Annotated in this window: 19 protein-coding genes and 1 tRNA gene; 10 read left to right on the top strand and 10 right to left on the bottom strand. The window is 33.2% G+C overall.

Going from position 1 to position 18,435, the window contains the following annotated elements:
- Position 1: 1 nt before the first annotated feature.
- From IKZ35_04190 to spoVG, 3 genes are all read right to left on the bottom strand, one after another.
- On the bottom strand, positions 2 to 580 hold the full coding sequence (locus IKZ35_04190; GenBank protein MBR4893162.1) for an aminoacyl-tRNA hydrolase: 579 nt from the start codon (positions 578 to 580) through the stop codon (positions 2 to 4).
- A 1-nt stretch (position 581) separates the two neighbouring features.
- The gene (locus IKZ35_04185; GenBank protein MBR4893161.1) at positions 582 to 1,535 is read right to left on the bottom strand and encodes a ribose-phosphate pyrophosphokinase; all 954 of its coding nucleotides are present in this window, start codon (positions 1,533 to 1,535) and stop codon (positions 582 to 584) included.
- Between the two features lie 164 nt (positions 1,536 to 1,699).
- Positions 1,700 to 1,978: a septation regulator SpoVG gene (gene spoVG / locus IKZ35_04180; protein MBR4893160.1), complete on the bottom strand. Its 279-nt coding sequence runs from the start codon at positions 1,976 to 1,978 to the stop codon at positions 1,700 to 1,702.
- Positions 1,979 to 2,182: 204 nt separating this feature from the next.
- On the opposite strand from spoVG, the gene murC reads away from it, so the two are divergent.
- From murC to gltA, 3 genes are all read left to right on the top strand, one after another.
- Positions 2,183 to 3,553, top strand: coding sequence for a UDP-N-acetylmuramate--L-alanine ligase (gene murC, locus IKZ35_04175; protein MBR4893159.1), 1,371 nt, complete (start codon positions 2,183 to 2,185; stop codon positions 3,551 to 3,553).
- Positions 3,554 to 3,644: 91 nt separating this feature from the next.
- Positions 3,645 to 4,478, top strand: coding sequence for a sulfide/dihydroorotate dehydrogenase-like FAD/NAD-binding protein (locus tag IKZ35_04170; protein ID MBR4893158.1), 834 nt, complete (start codon positions 3,645 to 3,647; stop codon positions 4,476 to 4,478).
- The gene (gene gltA / locus IKZ35_04165) at positions 4,478 to 5,875 is read left to right on the top strand and encodes an NADPH-dependent glutamate synthase (GenBank protein MBR4893157.1); all 1,398 of its coding nucleotides are present in this window, start codon (positions 4,478 to 4,480) and stop codon (positions 5,873 to 5,875) included. The genes IKZ35_04170 and gltA overlap by 1 nt, the downstream gene beginning before the upstream one ends.
- Positions 5,876 to 6,500: 625 nt before the next feature.
- Here the strand turns inward: gltA and IKZ35_04160 are convergent.
- Genes IKZ35_04160 through IKZ35_04150 form a run of 3 tightly spaced genes read right to left on the bottom strand, consistent with a single transcriptional unit; the run spans position 6,501 to position 9,559 of the window.
- Positions 6,501 to 7,682 carry a cation:proton antiporter gene (locus tag IKZ35_04160; GenBank protein MBR4893156.1) on the bottom strand — a complete coding sequence of 394 codons (1,182 nt, stop codon included), beginning with the start codon at positions 7,680 to 7,682 and terminating at the stop codon, positions 6,501 to 6,503.
- On the bottom strand, positions 7,675 to 8,019 hold the full coding sequence (locus tag IKZ35_04155; GenBank protein ID MBR4893155.1) for a hypothetical protein: 345 nt from the start codon (positions 8,017 to 8,019) through the stop codon (positions 7,675 to 7,677). Before IKZ35_04155 ends, IKZ35_04160 begins: the two co-directional genes overlap by 8 nt.
- 16 nt (positions 8,020 to 8,035) lie before the next feature.
- A complete protein-coding gene (locus IKZ35_04150) occupies positions 8,036 to 9,559 on the bottom strand; it encodes a YifB family Mg chelatase-like AAA ATPase (protein MBR4893154.1) in 1,524 nt (507 codons plus the stop codon).
- Positions 9,560 to 9,722: 163 nt separating this feature from the next.
- Here IKZ35_04150 and cysE point away from each other — a divergent pair, with 163 nt between their 5' ends.
- Genes cysE through IKZ35_04135 form a run of 3 tightly spaced genes read left to right on the top strand, consistent with a single transcriptional unit; the run spans position 9,723 to position 12,161 of the window.
- On the top strand, positions 9,723 to 10,379 hold the full coding sequence (gene cysE, locus IKZ35_04145; protein MBR4893153.1) for a serine O-acetyltransferase: 657 nt from the start codon (positions 9,723 to 9,725) through the stop codon (positions 10,377 to 10,379).
- Positions 10,366 to 11,769 (top strand): cysteine--tRNA ligase, encoded by a 1,404-nt coding sequence (gene cysS / locus IKZ35_04140; GenBank protein ID MBR4893152.1) that lies wholly within the window; start codon positions 10,366 to 10,368, stop codon positions 11,767 to 11,769. The genes cysE and cysS overlap by 14 nt, the downstream gene beginning before the upstream one ends.
- Positions 11,754 to 12,161, top strand: a complete 408-nt coding sequence (locus tag IKZ35_04135; GenBank protein MBR4893151.1) for a ribonuclease III — start codon at positions 11,754 to 11,756, stop codon at positions 12,159 to 12,161. Before cysS ends, IKZ35_04135 begins: the two co-directional genes overlap by 16 nt.
- An 82-nt stretch (positions 12,162 to 12,243) precedes the next feature.
- On the opposite strand, the gene IKZ35_04130 is transcribed toward IKZ35_04135, so the two are convergent.
- Positions 12,244 to 12,320 (bottom strand) — tRNA-Arg (locus IKZ35_04130).
- 63 nt (positions 12,321 to 12,383) lie between these two features.
- On the opposite strand from IKZ35_04130, the gene IKZ35_04125 reads away from it, so the two are divergent.
- The 4 genes from IKZ35_04125 to IKZ35_04110 are packed head-to-tail and all read left to right on the top strand — an operon-like array spanning position 12,384 to position 17,323.
- On the top strand, positions 12,384 to 13,454 hold the full coding sequence (locus tag IKZ35_04125) for a DNA repair exonuclease (GenBank protein MBR4893150.1): 1,071 nt from the start codon (positions 12,384 to 12,386) through the stop codon (positions 13,452 to 13,454).
- Positions 13,451 to 15,325, top strand: coding sequence for an AAA family ATPase (locus tag IKZ35_04120; GenBank protein MBR4893149.1), 1,875 nt, complete (start codon positions 13,451 to 13,453; stop codon positions 15,323 to 15,325). Before IKZ35_04125 ends, IKZ35_04120 begins: the two co-directional genes overlap by 4 nt.
- A 32-nt stretch (positions 15,326 to 15,357) precedes the next feature.
- Complete coding sequence (locus tag IKZ35_04115) at positions 15,358 to 15,705, top strand: Asp23/Gls24 family envelope stress response protein (protein MBR4893148.1); 348 nt, start codon at positions 15,358 to 15,360, stop codon at positions 15,703 to 15,705.
- Between the two features lie 10 nt (positions 15,706 to 15,715).
- Positions 15,716 to 17,323 carry a DAK2 domain-containing protein gene (locus IKZ35_04110; GenBank protein MBR4893147.1) on the top strand — a complete coding sequence of 536 codons (1,608 nt, stop codon included), beginning with the start codon at positions 15,716 to 15,718 and terminating at the stop codon, positions 17,321 to 17,323.
- A 45-nt stretch (positions 17,324 to 17,368) separates the two neighbouring features.
- On the opposite strand, the gene IKZ35_04105 is transcribed toward IKZ35_04110, so the two are convergent.
- The 3 genes from IKZ35_04105 to IKZ35_04095 all read right to left on the bottom strand — a co-directional run.
- Positions 17,369 to 17,596: a hypothetical protein gene (locus IKZ35_04105; GenBank protein MBR4893146.1), complete on the bottom strand. Its 228-nt coding sequence runs from the start codon at positions 17,594 to 17,596 to the stop codon at positions 17,369 to 17,371.
- On the bottom strand, positions 17,593 to 17,790 hold the full coding sequence (locus IKZ35_04100; protein MBR4893145.1) for a hypothetical protein: 198 nt from the start codon (positions 17,788 to 17,790) through the stop codon (positions 17,593 to 17,595). The genes IKZ35_04105 and IKZ35_04100 overlap by 4 nt, the downstream gene beginning before the upstream one ends.
- 11 nt (positions 17,791 to 17,801) lie before the next feature.
- A partial coding sequence (locus IKZ35_04095) for an N-acetylmuramoyl-L-alanine amidase (protein MBR4893144.1) occupies positions 17,802 to 18,435 on the bottom strand: 634 nt, incomplete at its 5' end.

Below are 18,435 nucleotides of genomic sequence, written 5' to 3'. Positions count from 1 at the left end.
TTTAATTCTCCTCGGATACTACAAATGAATTATATTCATTCATACAATGTTTAACTCCGTATTTAACAAAGCTGTCAATTATCTCTGCACTTTTTTCGGCAACTTTTTTTAAGATGTCAAATTCCTTTTTGGAAAAATTGCCAAGCACATAGTCAACAAGGTCTTTATCACCGTTGGAAGAAACCCCTATTTTAAGACGGGCAAAATCGTCTCCGTCAAGTTTTAAGATAATGTCCTTTATTCCGTTATGTCCTCCGGCACTGCCCTTTGCTCTTATTCTTATTTTACCAAGAGGAAGGGAAATATCATCATAGATAATAAAGATATCTTCATTATCTATCCCGTAATACTCTGCAACCGAAAGAACACTGTCTCCGCTTAAATTCATAAAGGTTTGAGGCTTTATAAATATAACCTTTTCTCCGTTTATTATAGCCTCACCAACAAGTGCTTTATTCTTTATTTTCTTAATTTCTATGCCATTTTTATTAGCATAGTAATCAAGAATTAAAAACCCGGCATTATGCCTTGTAGTTTCATACTTAACACCGGGATTTCCTAAACCAACTATAAGTTTCATATTATACAAATAATGTACTTACAGAAATATCTTCATAAATTCTTTCAATGGCTTCTGCAAAAACAGGAGCAACAGAAAGCACTTTTTCCTTGCCGAATTTTTTATCGTCTGTAAGTTTTATTGTATCAAGGCAGATAAGTTCGTCAATCGGAGCATCATTAAGTCTATCAATAGCCGGACCTGATAAAACTGCATGTGTACAAGCAGAAACAATACTCTTTGCGCCTCTTTCTTTAAGGGCTTTTGCAGCGTTTGCAATAGTACCTGCTGTGTCAATAAGGTCGTCAATTAAAATAACGTCTTTTCCAGAAACATCGCCGATAATATTCATAACTTCGGAAACATTCGCTTTAGGACGGCGTTTATCTATAATAGCAATAGGAGCGTCAAGTTTCTGAGCATAAAATCTTGCTCTTGTAACACTTCCTAAGTCAGGAGAAACGATAACAACATTATCATTGCCACGGTATTTTTCTTCAAAGAACGGACAAAGAACTGCAGAACCTAAAAGATGGTCAACAGGTATATCAAAAAATCCCTGAATCTGAGACGCGTGAAGGTCCATTGTTAAAACCCTGTCAGCACCTGCTGCTGTTAAAAGGTCTGCGCATAATTTTGCTGTGATAGGGTCTCTCGCTTTTGCTTTACGGTCCTGTCTTGCATATCCGAAATATGGAAGCACTGCTGTAATTCTTCCTGCAGATGCACGTTTGAATGCGTCTATCATAATAAGAAGTTCCATTAAATTATCATTAACAGGTGAGCAGGTAGACTGAACAACAAACACGTCTGAACCTCTGACTGTTTCATAAATGTTAACTGAAATTTCTCCGTCAGAAAATTTTGTAACAGTTGCCTGACCAACTTCAAGCCCTAAAATGTTAGCAATAGCCTTTGCTAATTCAGGGTTTGAGTTTCCTGAGAAAATTTTAATATCCTTTCCGTGACTAATCATTTTAATTTTCCTCCTGATTTATCTATTTAAATTTTTTCTTATGTAAAAACCATACAATAAAATATGGAAAGCAAGACTGACTCGCTCTCCAGATTTTACTGTAAACCAATACAACAAAAACAATCTGATTTAACCCAAAAAGGTAAAATCATAAAAGGCGCGTATTATTCTTCCGATTCTTCTTCAGCCATAACTTTTTCGTATTCGTTAAGAATTAACTGCTCTAAACTTTCTCTTGTAGCAGCGTTAATCGGATGTGCTATGTCTTTAAATTCTCCATCCGGAGTTTTTCTGCTAGGCATAGCGATAAAGAGTTTTTCCTGCCCTTCGATAACTTTAATATCATGTACTACGAAGGAATCATCAATTGTAATGGAAACAACTGCTTTCATTTTGCCAACAACAGAGTTAACCTTACGAACACGGATATCTGTGATATTCATAATCCGACACCTCCCCTTTCTTTTTTCACACTGTCTAAACCCCTTAGTGTAAAAAATTTTGACATTAGATATGTACGATATTATTATACAACAAGTATTTCCATTTGTAAAATGTTTTTTTATTTTTTTATAAAAAATATTGACTATATAATATTAAGTTTTATATAATAAATATATATTTCAAAATGGGAAGTGTTTGCTTTTATGATAAGAAGCGTTTTAGAAGATAAAAATTCTCACATTCACTTTATAGGGATAGGCGGAGTCAGCATGAGTTCACTTGCAAAACTTCTCCTTGCTGACGGGCATAAAATTTCAGGTTCGGATATCGGTTTGTCAAAAAATGTTAAAGAACTTATCGATATGGGTGCCGAAGTTTCTATCGGCCATAAAAGTGAAAATGTTAAGAACCCTCAGATGATTGTTTATACTGCCGCAGTTAAGAAAGATAACCCTGAACTTATTTCGGGGGAAGAAAAAAATATTCTTACAATAGAAAGATGCGACCTTTTAGGCGAGATTATGAGAGGATATAATTTTCCTATTAACATTTGCGGAACTCACGGGAAAACGACTACAACCTCTATGATGGCATCAGTATTTTTAGAGGGGAACAAAGAGCCTACCATCTCCATTGGCGGAGATTTCGACAAAATAGGCGGAAACTTAAACATAGGCAAAAAAGATTATTTCATCTGCGAAGCATGTGAATATGTTGAAAGTTTCTTAAAATTTTATCCGTATGCATCAGTTATTTTAAATATCGAAGAAGACCATCTTGATTATTTTAAAGATATAAATCATATCAAGAGTTCTTTCTTAAAATTTGCAAATCTTACAGATAAAGACGGTTTTGTTGTTTTAAACTGTGAAGATAAAGAATGTATGGAAATTGCCGATGACATTAAAGTTAAAGTATATACTTTCGGTTTATCAGGTAACGCTGACTGCTATGCAAAAGATATAGAATACATTGACGGAAAACCAAAATTTAGTGTTTATTACAAAGATAAATTTATGGGCGAAATTCAACTTGGAGTTTACGGAGAACACAATGTTTTAAATGCTCTTTCGGTTATCCTTACTGCCCTTTTATTTAACATTGATTTTTTAAGCATTAAAAAGGGCTTGGAAAACTTTAACGGTGCAAAAAGGCGTTTTGAATATAAAGGCACTTTTAAGGGAGCATATATTTACGACGATTATGCTCATCACCCTACCGAAATTGAAACAACTATTAAATCTGCAAAGAAAAAGGAATATAACAATTTATATATAATTTTTCAGCCTCATACTTATACGAGAACGAAAGCATTATTTGACGATTTTGTTAATATCCTAAAAACATCGGATAATGTTATAATAGCAGATATTTATGCGGCAAGAGAGGTTAACACACTAAATATTTCTTCAAAAGACCTTGCCGATAAAATTCCAAACGCTCTATACTTATCAACTTTCACAGAAATTGAAGATTATCTTTTAAATATCATAAAACCGAATGACCTTATTCTCACAGTCGGTGCAGGAGATGTTTATAAAATAGGCGAAAATCTTTTAAATAAAAAAATTTAGAAGTTATTTTACTAAATATTTATACTTTACTTAAAAATAAATATATGTTAAAATACAATGTGCTCTAAAAATAATTACGGAGGTTATATATATGTACAAAATTTTAAGAAAAGAAAAACTTAATGAGCAGATTACTTTAATGGAAGTTCATGCTCCTTATGTTGCAAGAAAAGTTGAAGCCGGTCAGTTCATCATATTAAGAGTATCTGAAATGGGCGAAAGAGTGCCTCTTACAGTTGCAGATTATGACAGAGAAAAAGGCTCGGTTACAATAATTTTTCAGGAAATCGGAAAATCTACTATTGAACTTGGCAGACTTAATGAGGGAGAGCATATTTTAGACTTTGTAGGCCCTCTTGGAGTTGCTACTCATTTAGACAATGTTAAAAAGGCTGCTGTTATCGGCGGTGGTCTTGGTACTGCTATTGCTTACCCTTCTGCAAAAGCATTGTTTAATAAAGGTGCAAAGGTTGACCTTATAGCAGGTTTTAGAAATAAAGATTTAATTATCTTAGAAGATGAACTTTCTAAAGTATGTGATAACTTATATATCACAACTGACGATGGCTCTAACGGAAGAAAAGGCTTTGTTACCGATATGTTAAAAGAACTTATTGAAAATGGCAATGAGTACGATTTGGTTATCGCTATCGGTCCTTTAATGATGATGAAATTTGTATGTAATCTTACAAAAGAATATGGAATTAAAACTATTGTCAGCATGAACCCTGTTATGATTGACGGTACAGGAATGTGCGGCGGATGCCGTGTTACCGTTGGCGGAGAAACTAAGTTTGCTTGTGTTGACGGACCTGACTTTGACGGCCATTTAGTTGATTTTGATGGCGCTATAAGAAGACAGGCTATGTTTAAAACTCAGGAGAAAAAGGCTTGTGATGATTGTAGAATGAGAGGTGCAAAATAATGGCTAATATGTCTTTACAAAAGGTTAAAATGCCTGAACAAGACCCGAATATAAGAAATAAAAACTTTAAAGAAGTTGCTTTAGGATACACTAAAGAAATGGCAATGGAAGAAGCGGAAAGATGCTTAAACTGTAAAAACAAACCTTGTGTTAACGGTTGCCCTGTTAATGTTCAGATTCCTGATTTTATATCGCTTATAAAAGAGGGAGATTTCCAGGGAGCGTATGATAAAATTTCAGAAACAAGTGCTTTACCTGCTATCTGCGGAAGAGTTTGCCCTCAGGAAAATCAGTGTGAAAAACACTGCGTAAGAGGTATTAAAGGCGAAAGCGTAGGTATAGGAAGACTTGAGAGATTTGCTGCGGACTGGGCTATGGAAAATTCTAAAAATGAACTTAAAAAACCTGAGCCTAACGGTAAAAAAGTAGCGATTGTCGGTGCTGGTCCTGCATCTTTAACCTGTGCAGGAGACCTTGCTAAATTAGGATATGATGTTACAGTTTTTGAAGCCTTCCATAAGGCAGGAGGCGTTTTGGTTTACGGTATTCCTGAATTCCGTCTTCCAAAGAAAGAAATTGTGCAAAAAGAAATTGATAAATTAAAAGAATTAGGCGTTAAAATTGAATTAAACGTTGTTATCGGTAAATCAATAAATATTGACGAACTTATGAACGAAGAAGGCTTCAGTGCTGTATTTATCGGTTCTGGTGCAGGTCTTCCTAAGTTTATGAATATGCCTGGCGAAAACTTAAACGGAGTATATTCTGCAAATGAATTCTTAACAAGAATCAATCTTATGAATGCTTACCGTTGGCCTGAAGCAGATACACCTATTACAATAGGCAAAAATGTTGCCATTGTGGGTGGTGGTAATGTTGCTATGGATGCTGCAAGATGTGCAAAACGTCTTGGCGCAGATAATGTTTATATAGTTTACAGAAGAAGTGAAGAAGAAATGCCTGCAAGACTTGAAGAAGTGCATCACGCAAAAGAAGAAGGCATAATCTTTAAAATGCTTACAAATCCAATCGAAGTTGTTGGAAATGAAGACGGATGGGTAACAGGCCTTAAATGTGTTGAAATGGAACTTGGCGAACCTGATCAGTCAGGAAGAAGAAGACCGGTTGTTAAAGAAAACTCCGAATATGTTCTTCCTATGGACACTGTTGTTATCGCTATCGGCCAGTCCCCTAACCCACTTATTAAAAACACAACCAAAGGGTTAGACACTCAGAGTTGGGGCGGAATTATCACAGACGAAAAAACAGGCGCAACAAGTATTCCTGGCGTATATGCCGGTGGAGATGCTGTTACAGGCGCAGCAACTGTTATTCTTGCTATGGGTGCAGGAAAGGCTGCTGCTAAGGCTATTGATGAATATATTAAAAGTAAATAAGTTTTTATGTTAAAATATAAGGCGTTATCAGAAAGTCAAACTTTCTGATAACGCCTTTTTTTAATCTTTAAGTTTTTAATTTCCAAGTATTTTTAACATCCCTGCTTTTTAAGGGATAGGAAAAAATGTTTGGAATGGACAAACTTAGCCAAAGCTTTGCTTTGGGTTACCCGAAGGCGTACAAAGGTACGTCGAGTGTGTAACCATTAAAGTATTATACAAACTCGTTTTGGAATTACAAATTTCTGATATTATGTCGTTAAAAGCCTTGAGAATATAAAAATATTCCCAAGGCTTTTGCCTAATTCTATCTAAAAATTTGTTAATTCTAAAATTCTTTGAACCTTATAAACCTTTAAAAATAAGATTTTTCAAGGCGAAAGATTTCGATAATACGAGGTATATCGAAATTGACAACGAAGAAAAAGCCAGTTTTAAAGGTTTTAAGGCGTGTTCGTATAATACTTTAATGGTTATGTTTGTTCATAGCAAAAAGTTTTAAATTACAAAGATTTTTAAGTTTCTTAAAAATCTTTACCTTTTTACCATTACCTTTATATATTATGAATATTTAAATGCTTAATATAATTAACTTTTTGCGTTCCAGGCATTTTTAACATCCCTATTATAAGTCTTCGGATATTTCCCCTGCTTTTTTAAGTGTAATTTTTGTTATAACAGGGCCTACAAGTTCATAAACTATTGTTGCACAAAGTATAATTGCTCTTATTTTTGAACCGTATTCGGGAACTACTGTCATCGCAGCCATTGAAAGACCGATAGCAACTCCTGCCTGAGGTATTAACGTCGGGCCAAGATATTTTCTTACATTTATTGGTGCCTGGCTTATTACTGCGCCAAAAGATGCTCCGCTCATTTTACCTATAACTCTTACGATTATGTATACAGCACCGATTATTCCTACCGACGGAAGAATACCGATATTAAGTTCTGCTCCTGACACTACAAAGAACAATAAAAATAAAGGTGGAGTAAATCTATCAGTAAGTGCGAAAAGTTCTGTATATTTTGTAGATGTGTTAATTAAAACTGCACCCATTGCCATACATGCTAAAAGTGAAGAAAAGGAGCAAAGAGAGGATACTCCTACACAAAGGCAAACCATACCGATAGCAACTGCAAGACGGTTCCCTCTTCCTGTAAACCATTTGATAAGCGCAGTAAATGTTATCCCCAGTATTCCACCAAATAAAAGTCCGCCCACAATTTCTATAACAGGGCTCATTATTGTTTCCAATAGATTAACATCCCCTGTGCTTCCTATAATTTTAGCGATAGCAACGGAAATTCCGAACGCTATTAGTGCAACTGCGTCATCTATTGCAACAACAGGAAGTAATGTGTCAGTAACAGGGCCTTTTGCTTTATACTGCTTTACAACCATAATAGTTGCTGCAGGTGCTGTTGCCGATGCAATAGCACCAAGCACAAGTGAGAATTTTATATCTTTTGTTATTAAATATAATATAAGGTCTACTAAAATTGTTGCGCCAAAGCCTTCGCAAAAGGCAATAACAAGTGGAGATTTGCCTATTTTTTTAAGATAGGAAAGTTTAAATTCCGAACCTATTGAAAAGGCTATAAAACCAAGTGCCACATCTGAAATTATAGACATAGAGTGAACAATATCTTTAGGAAGTATTCCTAAAACATATGGGCCTATTATAAGCCCGAAAATAATATAGCCTGTAACATTGGGAAGTTTAAAAACTTTCATAAGTTTACCAGCAAGAAGACCTGTAAAAATTGCGATTGCAAGATATGTAAGCATATTAAGACTAAGCATTTCCACCAAACCCTTCAACAATATTGACAGGCATAGTGAACATAATTCCTGTGTTTGGCTCGTTTAAATCACCTATTACTTTTTTAACGGTATCTATTGCTACCTGAACCTGCTCGTCTTTTAATACAAGAAGAAGAGTTTTAACCATTTCTCTGTCAGGCTCGTCCCATGCGCGTCTTAAAATGCCGAACACTGGAATATCATCAAAATTATTAAGTGCTTTTGCCATTCCCTCTCCGTTAATTAGTGTTCCGCCTTTTATTCCCGCTTCAAAAAGTTCTTTCATAAGAATATCCACAAGTTCTGTTTTCTTTAAAATCAGTGCAAACAGTTGCATATTTATTCCCCCTTTTTTAAAAATATTTTTTGTCAAGATTTCTGTATTGTATTGCTTCTGCCAAATGACTGACAGATATATCTTTTGCCCCTTCTAAGTCTGCAATAGTTCTTGCTACTTTTAAAATTTTAGAATGTGCACGGGCAGAAAGTCCAAGATTATTATATGCCATTTCCATAAGTGCTTTTTCCTTTTCGCCAAGCGGACAAAACTTATCAATAAGCCCTGCAGGAATATCCTTATTTGTTAAAAAACCAAAATCTTTATATCTTTCTTTTTGAATTTCACGAGCAGTTAACACCATTTCTGCCATTACCTTGCTTGAAATTTTAGATTTCTCGTCCGATATATCTTTATATAAAACATTAGGCACTTCTATCTGGATATCAATTCTGTCAAGTAAAGGTCCGCTTATTTTTTTCATATAGTTTCTTATCTGGGCATCAGAGCAAGTACATTCCTTAACATTCGAGCCATAATATCCGCAAGGACAAGGGTTAAGAGATGCTATAAGCATTACATTGCAAGGATATGTAACCGAGCCTGAAACTCTTGTAACTGTAACCTTTCCCTCTTCCACAGGTTGCCTTAAAGTTTCTAATGCATCCTTTTTAAATTCCAAAAGTTCATCAAGAAATAAAACTCCCCTGTGGGCAAGAGTAATCTCGCCAGGTTTTGGAATTCTTCCGCCGCCTGTTATTCCCACCGTAGAAATTGTATGATGAACCTGCCTGAAAGGGCGTTTGGTAATAAGAGGCTTGTCCTTTTCTATAAGCCCTGCCACGCTGTATATCTTTGATACTTCCAGCGCTTCCGAAAATGAAAGAGGAGGCAGTATTGTAGGAATTCTTTCTGCTATCATTGTTTTACCTGAGCCGGGTGTTCCAACCATCAGAAAATTATGATTACCTGACGCGGCAACCAAGAGCGCTCTTTTTATATCATCCTGCCCCTTAACATCGGAAAAATCTAAATTCTCTATCTCATTTTTAATTTCACTTTCTTCGCTCGTATATTTTGGAATTTCACTGCTTTTAGTAAGGTGCAATATACATTCTTCAATATGCTTTACAGGATAAATATTAATATCTTTAACTATTGCCGCTTCCTTTATGTTGTCATATGATAAAAAGACATTTTTAAACCCTTTTTCATAAGCAGAAATTACCATAGGAAGTATCCCGTCAACACTTCTTAACTCTCCGTTAAGAGCAAGTTCCCCTATAAAAACCGATGAATCTATTATCTCTTTTGAAAAGTTATATTCTTTTGAGAGTATGGATAAAGCAATAGGCAAATCTAAATGAGAACCCTCTTTTTTAATAGATGCAGGAGCAAGATTTACAACTATTTTATCTCTGTAAAGATGACTGCCAACACTTTTTAAAGATGCTTTTATTCTTTCCTTTGATTCTTTTACTGCAGTATCTCCTAAACCAACTATTTCAAAGGTTGCCATTCCGTTGGAGATATCCGATTCAACATCTATAATAAAACTGTCTATCCCATAGAGTGCGCAAGTATGAATTCTTGCTAACATTACCTTACCTCCCCTTTTTTCAAGTTTGTAATTTCAACTTTCACTTTAATTCATTATACTTTAAATCCCCTAAAAAATCAACGATTTGTATTTAAAAATGTTTGCTTTTATTTAGTATATATAGTATAATAAATTGATAAATAATATATAAGAGGTACAATTTATGTTTGATTACTTAAGGGCTGATATAAAAGCAGTTAAGGAAAGGGACCCTGCGGCAAGAAGCAGTTTTGAAATATTCCTTCTTTATCCGTCGGTTGCTGCACTTTTCTGGCATAGAGTTGCCCACAGATTATATAATATAAAATTAAGATTTCTTGCCCGTCTGATATCTCAGATTACAAGGGCGGCTACAGGTATTGAAATACATCCCGGAGCAAAAATCAAAAAGGGTTGCTTTATCGACCATGGTATGGGGGTTGTTATCGGCGAAACTGCAGAGTTAGGCGAAAACTGCACCATTTATCAGGGGGTTACTTTAGGCGGTACCGGTAAAGATGTCGGAAAGCGTCATCCAACCATCGGCAACAATGTTATGATTGGCTCGGGTGCTAAAGTGTTAGGGCCTTTTACAGTGGGAGATAATTCTAAAATTGCTGCTAATGCAGTAGTGCTCTCTTACGTTCCTGCAAACTGCACTTGTGTCGGCGTGCCTGCCAGAGTTGTCAAGGTAGACAATATAAGGGTTAAAGACGAACTTGACCAGACACACATTCCCGACCCTATAAGTCAGGAATTATGTAAAATCTTACACAGAGTTAGAGATTTAGAAAAAGAAATAGAGAGTTTAAGAAAGGATAGTAATAATGAAAGTATATAATTCACTTACAAATAAAAAGGAAGAATTTAAGCCTATAAATCCCAACGAGGTTAAAATGTATTCCTGCGGTCCTACCGTTTATAATTATTTTCATATAGGAAACGCAAGACCGTTTATAATATTTGATACATTAAGAAGATATTTGGAATATGTGGGATATAAAGTTACTTTTGTGCAGAATTTTACCGATATTGACGATAAAATGATTAAAAATGCCAATGCTGAAGGGATAACTGTTAAAGAACTTGCAGATAAATTTATAAAAGAATATTTTATAGATGCCAAAGGTCTTGGAATTAAAGAGGCTACCATTCATCCTAAGGCAACTGAAAATATAGATGCTATTATTGACACGGTTAAAAAACTTGAAGAAAAAGGCTATGCTTATAACGTTGATGGAAATGTATATTTTAGAACAAAGAAATTTAAGGCATACGGAAAACTTTCACACCAGCCTTTAGAAGACCTTGAAGTTGGTGCAAGAATAGAGGTTAATACTGATAAAGAAGACCCTATGGACTTTGTTTTATGGAAGAATAAAAAAGAGGGAGAGCCATACTGGGAAAGCCCTTGGGGCCAAGGAAGACCAGGCTGGCATATCGAATGTTCTGCTATGGTTAACAAATACCTTGGCGATACTATTGATATTCACAGCGGAGGAAAAGACCTTATCTTCCCTCATCACGAAAACGAAATTGCACAAAGTGAAGCATTGTCAGGAAAGCCTTTTGCAAACTACTGGCTTCACAACGGTTTTATAAATATTGATAATGAAAAAATGTCTAAATCTAAGGGCAACTTCTTTACAGTAAGAGATATTGTAAAAGAGTTTGACTACCCTGTTATAAGATTCTTTATGTTATCTGCTCATTACAGAAGCCCTATAAATTTTTCAAAAGATTTGGTAACTCAGGCTAAAACAGGGTTGGAAAGAATTTTAAACACTATTAAAAATCTTAAGTTTATTTTAGAAAATTCGTCTGACTTATCTTTTACAAAGGATGAAGAAGAAATTTACAATTCATTTTTAACATATAAAGATAAATTCAAAGAAGCAATGGATGACGATTTAAACACAGCAGACGCTATTGCACATATTTTTACACTTGTTCGTGATGTTAATACAAAGATTAACAATGACTCTTCTTACTCAAAAGAACTGCTTTTAAAAACTATCGCTTTAATAGAAGAACTTATTGATGTGCTTGGAATTAACTATAACTTAGAGGAAGACGATTTATCAAAAGAGGTTGAAGCGCTTATTGAAAAAAGGCAGGAAGCACGAAAACAAAAAGACTTTAAAAGAGCAGATGAAATAAGAGATGAACTTTTAAATATGGGAATTATTTTAGAAGACACCCGTCAGGGAGTTAAGTGGAGAAGAGCATAGTGATAGATAATTTTGAATTTAAAAATTTAAATGAGTATTCGCCATTGGTACTTGCATACTTAGGTGATGCAGTATATGAATTATATATCCGTTCTATGATTGTTGCAAAAAATAATATGCAGGTTAACAAACTTCACAAAGAGGCTACAGGCTTTGTTAAGGCAAAGGCTCAGTCGGATATTATGGAAATGATTTTACCTCTTCTTAGCGAAGAAGAAACTTTAGTTTTTAAAAGAGGAAGAAATGCTCACTCATACACAAGTGCAAAAAATGCAGATATTGTAGATTACAGACGCGCAACAGGCTTTGAAGCACTTATCGGATATTTATATATTGCAGGAAAGAAAGACAGAATTTTTGAACTTTTAAATGAAGTTTTGGGGGAAGAATAACTCTAAGTATTTTTAGGGAAAAGTGAATAGTGAATAGGTAATAAGTAAAATCGACATTCCCCTGTCGAAGAATGTCGATTTTTGGTACGCCATGAGGGATTTGAACCCCCGACGCATCGGTTCGAAGCCGATTGCTCTTCCGGACTGAGCTAATGGCGCATATTAAAATAACATATCTATTATATACCAAAATTATTAAAAAAACAAGAAAGGATTTTTTAAATGAGATTTATTCATACTGCAGATTTACATTTAGGATATAAATACAGTTCTTCATTTTCTGATGACACTGCGCTTAGTTTAAATGAAAATCACAAAAAAGTTCTTTCTAATATTATTGACCTTGGCTTAAATAAAAAAATTGATGCTCTTTTTATTGCAGGAGATTTATTTGATTCAAACTTTGTTTCCGCTTCCCTGATTTCTTTTGTAAAGAGTGAGTTTAACAGGGCTGATTTTAAAATTTTTATAGTATGCGGAAACCACGACCCTAAAACAAAAGACAGTATTTATGAAAACGAAGACTTTGGGGAAAATGTTTATATTTTCTCTTCTGATATAGAAAAAGTTACATATAAAGATGCTGATATTTACGGTTATTCCTTTTCTTCTTATCATAAAATTGACAACACTCTTAAAGATTTTAGAGTAAGTGATGAAGATAAGTTAAACATTATATTATTACATGCAGACTTAGTAAAGGACAGTTACTATAACCCTGTAACAAGCGAGGATATAATAAACACAAAGGCTGATTATGTTGCTTTAGGGCATATTCATCTTAACCCTGATATAAATAAAGCCGATAAGACTTACTTCGGATATTCAGGAACTCCTCAGGGCACAACTTTTAAAGAAACAGGCGATATGAGTGTTTTCTTATGCGAACTTGAAAAAGGCTTTTTAAAGTATGAAAAAGTGCCTGTTTATGAGCATATTTTTAAAGAACTTACAGTTAATTTAGATAATATTGAAACCAACGATGATATTATATCTTTGGTTAAATCTAAAATTTCAGATTTTAATATTTCAAAAACACTTTTTAATATAAATATAACAGGTTATATAAAAGACGGTTTTAATTTAGATAAAGACTACATTTTAGGCGAACTTTCCAAAAACCTTTTATATATAAAATCAGACTTTAATTTAACTACAAAATATAATTTAGACCTTTTAAAAGACGAAGATTCCATAAGGGGCGAATTTATAAGAAATGCCCTTAAAGAATTAAAGGATGAAGACCCTTCCTATATTATGAAGGTTATAGAATACGGGGTTAAGAAATTATGATTATAAATAAACTGTTTTTAAAAAAATACGGTAAGTTTGAAAATAAGGAATTTTTATTTTCCCCTAATTTAAATATTTTTATGGGAAAAAATGAATCAGGTAAAACTACAATTTCCACTGCTTTAAAAACCTTGTTTTATGCTGATTTAAATGGAAAAGGAAAATATAAAAAGAACTTTATTCCACTTAATGAAACCAAAGGCTCTTTTGATGCAGATTATACTTTGGATTCTAAGGTTAACTTAAAAAGCCTTGTTACTTTAGGAAAAACCAACGCAAAAACTTTAATTAAAACCATAAATTCAGATACAGGCGAAGCTTATAACTTAGAGTCTATAAATATAGGCGAAGATTTTTTTAATATTTCGGAAGAAATGTTTGACTCGGTATGCTACATAAAAGATACTGAACAAATTGCAAACATAATGCATAACAAAGAATATGTGCATGACACATTATCAAAGAATGAAAATAACATTATAGATATAGATTTAAGCGATGTTTTAAAAGAAATTAAAGATGAAATTCTTTTGTTTGAGAGAAAGACACAGTCGGGCAAAATTTATCCCCTTTCAGTAAGACTTAAAGAAGTAGAAGAAGCATTATATAATCTTACCGAAATTAAGGAATCATTAAAAAGTACCAAAGAAAAAAAAGAGCAACTTATAAAAAACGAACAAGCATTTAAAGAGCAACTAAAAAACATAGAAAAAAAGGAAGAATACATATTAAAATATAAAGAATATAAAAATGCAAACGAACAGGTAAATATAAGAAAAGAAATTGAAAGTTTAAAGGAAAAGGCGCAAAAAAGCAAGATTTCTTTTAATGAAATACCACCATCTGATTTAGAAAAATTAAAGGCATTTGAAAACTTTAATTTCAATAGAAAAAACACTTTATTTTCATTAATTTCAGGGATAGGTATTATAGTTTTATCTTTTGTTTTATCCTTTATAAACTTATACCTTGGTTTTTTAAGTTTAATAGGCGCTTATCTTTTAATTGACTTTTACAGAAAGAATAAAACAAATGAGATTATAAAAAACAAAAAAGAAGAATACACTTATCTTCTTAATAAATATAACATTACAAGCGTTGATGAATACATTAGACAAAAGGAAGACTTCTTAAAAAATGAGGGGGATAATAATCTTATAAAACAAAGGATAGAATTTTTAACCCTGTCTTTAAAAGATTATAATGAAAGTATCTTAAATCATTATTTTGAAGAACCGTCTTACACTTTAGAGTCTTTGCAAAAAGAAAAGGAAAATATTAAAAAAGAACTTTTTGATACTACCATTTTAATAAATTCTCTTTCCGAACAGGAAAAAAACGCTTTTAATAATATGCCTCATTATAATTTGCTCATTTTAGAAAAAGAAGAACTAATGAATAAAATTGACAAATTAAAGGAAGAAGCAAAAATTGCGACAGACTGCTATAATATTTTAAATACTACAAGCAACAGTTTTAAATCGTCATATATCCCTTATCTTAACAATGAAGTTAAAAATATTCTTAATGAAATTTTTGATGAGAATGTTGATTATTTTAACATAAATGATGATTTAAGTTGTGAGTTAAGAAGAGAAAACAACACAGATATTATTCCAAAAGATAATTTCTCCAAAGGGACAAACGGACTTATTTATTTTGCTCTTCGTCTTAGTATCTATAAACTTATATCAGAGAATGAAAAAATACCTTTAATTCTTGATGACTGTTTCCTTGATTTTGATGATGAAAGGTATGAAAAAATTATACAATATATCGAAAAAAATGTAAATTCGCAGATATTCTATTTTACTTCGCACGAAAGAATTTTTAATTTAACACTTGCCAACTCTACTATAAATAGGTTATAATAATATAAGGAGTTTTTTAAGGAGGTAACAATATGCTTTTTAAAACTAAGAGTGAACTTGGTATGATATGTGTGCGTGATAAGGCTATAAAAACTATTGCAAGCCATGTTGCATGTTCTTGCTACGGTGTTATAGGTCTTGCTCACAGAAGAACTAAAAAGAGTTTTTTTGACACTAAAGATAATATGAATGAAGCAATCAAGGTTAGTTATAATAATGGATTAGTTATAGATATTCACATCTATGTATCATACGGTATGAACATTCAGACTATATCCGGCAGTATTTTAGAAACATTAACATATACTTTAAACGATTCTTTCGGCCTTAAAGTAAACAAAGTCAATGTTCATGTTGACGGAATCAGAATGGATAAGTAGGTACAAGAATATGAATATATTAAAAAGTGATTTATTTATTAACATGCTGGTATCAGCATCTAATAATTTAGAGAACAGAAAAGAAGAGATTAACAGGCTTAATGTATTCCCTGTTCCTGACGGAGATACAGGGACTAATATGTCTCTTACCTTTTCTAAAGCAACAAAAGAAATCTGCGGTATGCAGGATTCTTCAGTTTCTGAAATTGCTGCGAAACTTTCTTCTGCCTCACTAAGAGGTGCAAGAGGTAATTCAGGGGTTATTTTATCTCAGTTTATAAGAGGTATAGCCAAAGGCTTTTTGGAAAAAGAAGATATTACAATAGAAGTTCTTGCCTCTGCTTTTAAATCGGGTACTGAATCTGCTTACAGGGCTGTTATGAAGCCTACTGAGGGTACAATTTTAACAGTTATGCGTGGTCTGTCCGACGAGGCAATGAAAGTATATGAAGAAACCGAAACTTTAGTTGATTTCTTTGAAAAGGTTATTAAAAACGGTAACGAAGTTTTAGACTATACACCTGAACTTTTACCTAAACTTAAACAGGCAGGAGTTGTAGACTCAGGCGGTATGGGGCTTATGGTTATTTTTGAAGGTATGAAATACTACCTTGACAATAATGAAATTATGCCTCTTATAGAAAACAGAGAACAGGCCGAAGAGTCTGCTGCAGGTCAGTATATTGAAGAAATTACTTTTGGCTACTGCACAGAGTATATTATAGTTAAAGAACACAGAGGCGCTGAAACTTTAAAAGATAAATTAAAACAAATCGGCGACTGTGTTGTTGTAGTTGAAGATGATGAGATTGTTAAAGTTCACGTTCATACAGACGACCCTGACAAAGCAATAGGTTACGGTCTTAAAATAGGTTCTTTAATTAACATTAAGATTGACAATATGCGTCATGAAAATGAAGAACTTAAGAAGAAAGAAGAAGAAAGACTTAAGAAAGAAAAAACCAAGTATGGTTTTGTTGCTGTTGCTGCAGGGGAAGGCTTTAAATCTATCTATTCAGAACTTGGAATTAAAGGCGTAATTTCAGGCGGACAGAGTATGAACCCGTCTACTGACGATATTTTAAACAAGGCAAAAGAAGTTAATGCCGAAACTGTTTTTGTTTTCCCTAATAATAAAAACATAATATTAGCCGCAGAACAGGCTAAAGACCTTTTTGACGGAGAACTTATAGTTATCCCTACAACAAGTATGGCTCATGTATTCCCTGTTATGATGGTATATGACGAATCTCTTGAAAAGGATGAACTTGAAGCAGGATTTTTAGAAATGCTTTCAACTGTGAAATCTGGTCAGGTTACTTATGCGGTAAGAGATTCTATGGTTAATGATATCGAAATTAAAGAGGGCGACATTATGCAACTGGTTAATGACAAGGTTGTTGATGTATCCCAAAGCGTTGAAGAAGGTATTATAGAAACTGTTAGAAAAATTGCCGACGAGGATACAGAGGTTATTACTCTTTATGCAGGTGAAGATGTTACAGATAAAGATTTGGAAACTGTTGTGGAAAAATTAGAGGGTATTTTCCCATCCTGCGATATAACATCATACAGAGGAGAACAGCCAATCTACTATTATATTGTATCTGCAGAATAAATTAAGATAATTTAAAAACCCGTAATATATTACGGGTTTTATTTTTTATCCACCAATATAAACCTTTAAAACAAGTGCTATAATTCCACTTGCAATAATTCCGACAAGCCATAAAGACGCTGTCATTTTAAGGTTTAAAAGGTCAAGCCTTTTATCGTCTTTTGCAAACTTATCATTTACTTTTTTCTGTGTTTTATCACAGTTTCCAATAAGTACATATCTTTCATCAAAAACTCTTTTTAGTTCTTTTATATCTTCATGAGTTACCATCATAATTCTTCCTCATTTCTCTTATTGTTTTTAGTAAAGTAATATGTAAATACGGAACTTATTGTTGATACAAAAAGCGTTCTTATCGCATCATCTTTAATTGCTGTATTTAATAATACTATTGTTATTAAAGTTATAACCAAAAGCAAAGTGATTATACTTTTTAAGTCTATTAGTTTTTTTATTTTATTTTTCATCATTTTTCCTCCTATTTATTTGCAAGTTTATAAAAAACCCAGTAGAGTTTACTTTTCTTTTCTCTTTCTTTTTCTAAAAGAGATATAAATTCCTTTTCATTTTCCACACTGTCAAAGGTTATATTATATTTCCACTTTAGGGCATAGTCTATATCATTTGCAGTTTCTATATTGCAGAGTCTTTTCTTAAAATTATCCCAAGCCTCAGGGCTATTTACCATTGGTGCAGGGCAGATTTTGCCTGTTACATCAAAATGGCGAATAACATTATCTAATGGGATATTATATTTTGCCATAAGGGATTTGACTAAACTTACCGCATTTATTACGGTGTTCTCATTAAAATAATATTCCCCTTTTTCATTTTTTAGAGAACATAATTCAATGCCGATGCTGTTGGAATTTCTGCACTCGTTATGCTTATATGTTTTACTTCCGCAATGCCATGCAGTATCTTTCTCTTCTACCGATTTACATACTTCGTTTTTATCTACAAAATAGTGGGCAGAAGATGAAAGGTTGGGAGTATTGGAATAATAGTCTATATTATCTTTGGCAGTATCACCGTTATTTGCTGTATAATGGATAACTATGTATTTTATTTTCTCGCTTCTTCCCTTTTTGAAATTTGTATGATTAGCCTCT

Source organism: Clostridia bacterium (genome assembly GCA_017554615.1).
Classification (GTDB): Bacteria; Bacillota; Clostridia; order UMGS1840; family HGM11507; genus SIG450.
Note: the sequence above shows the minus strand (reverse complement) of the source record. Positions and strands in the feature narration are given on the sequence as shown.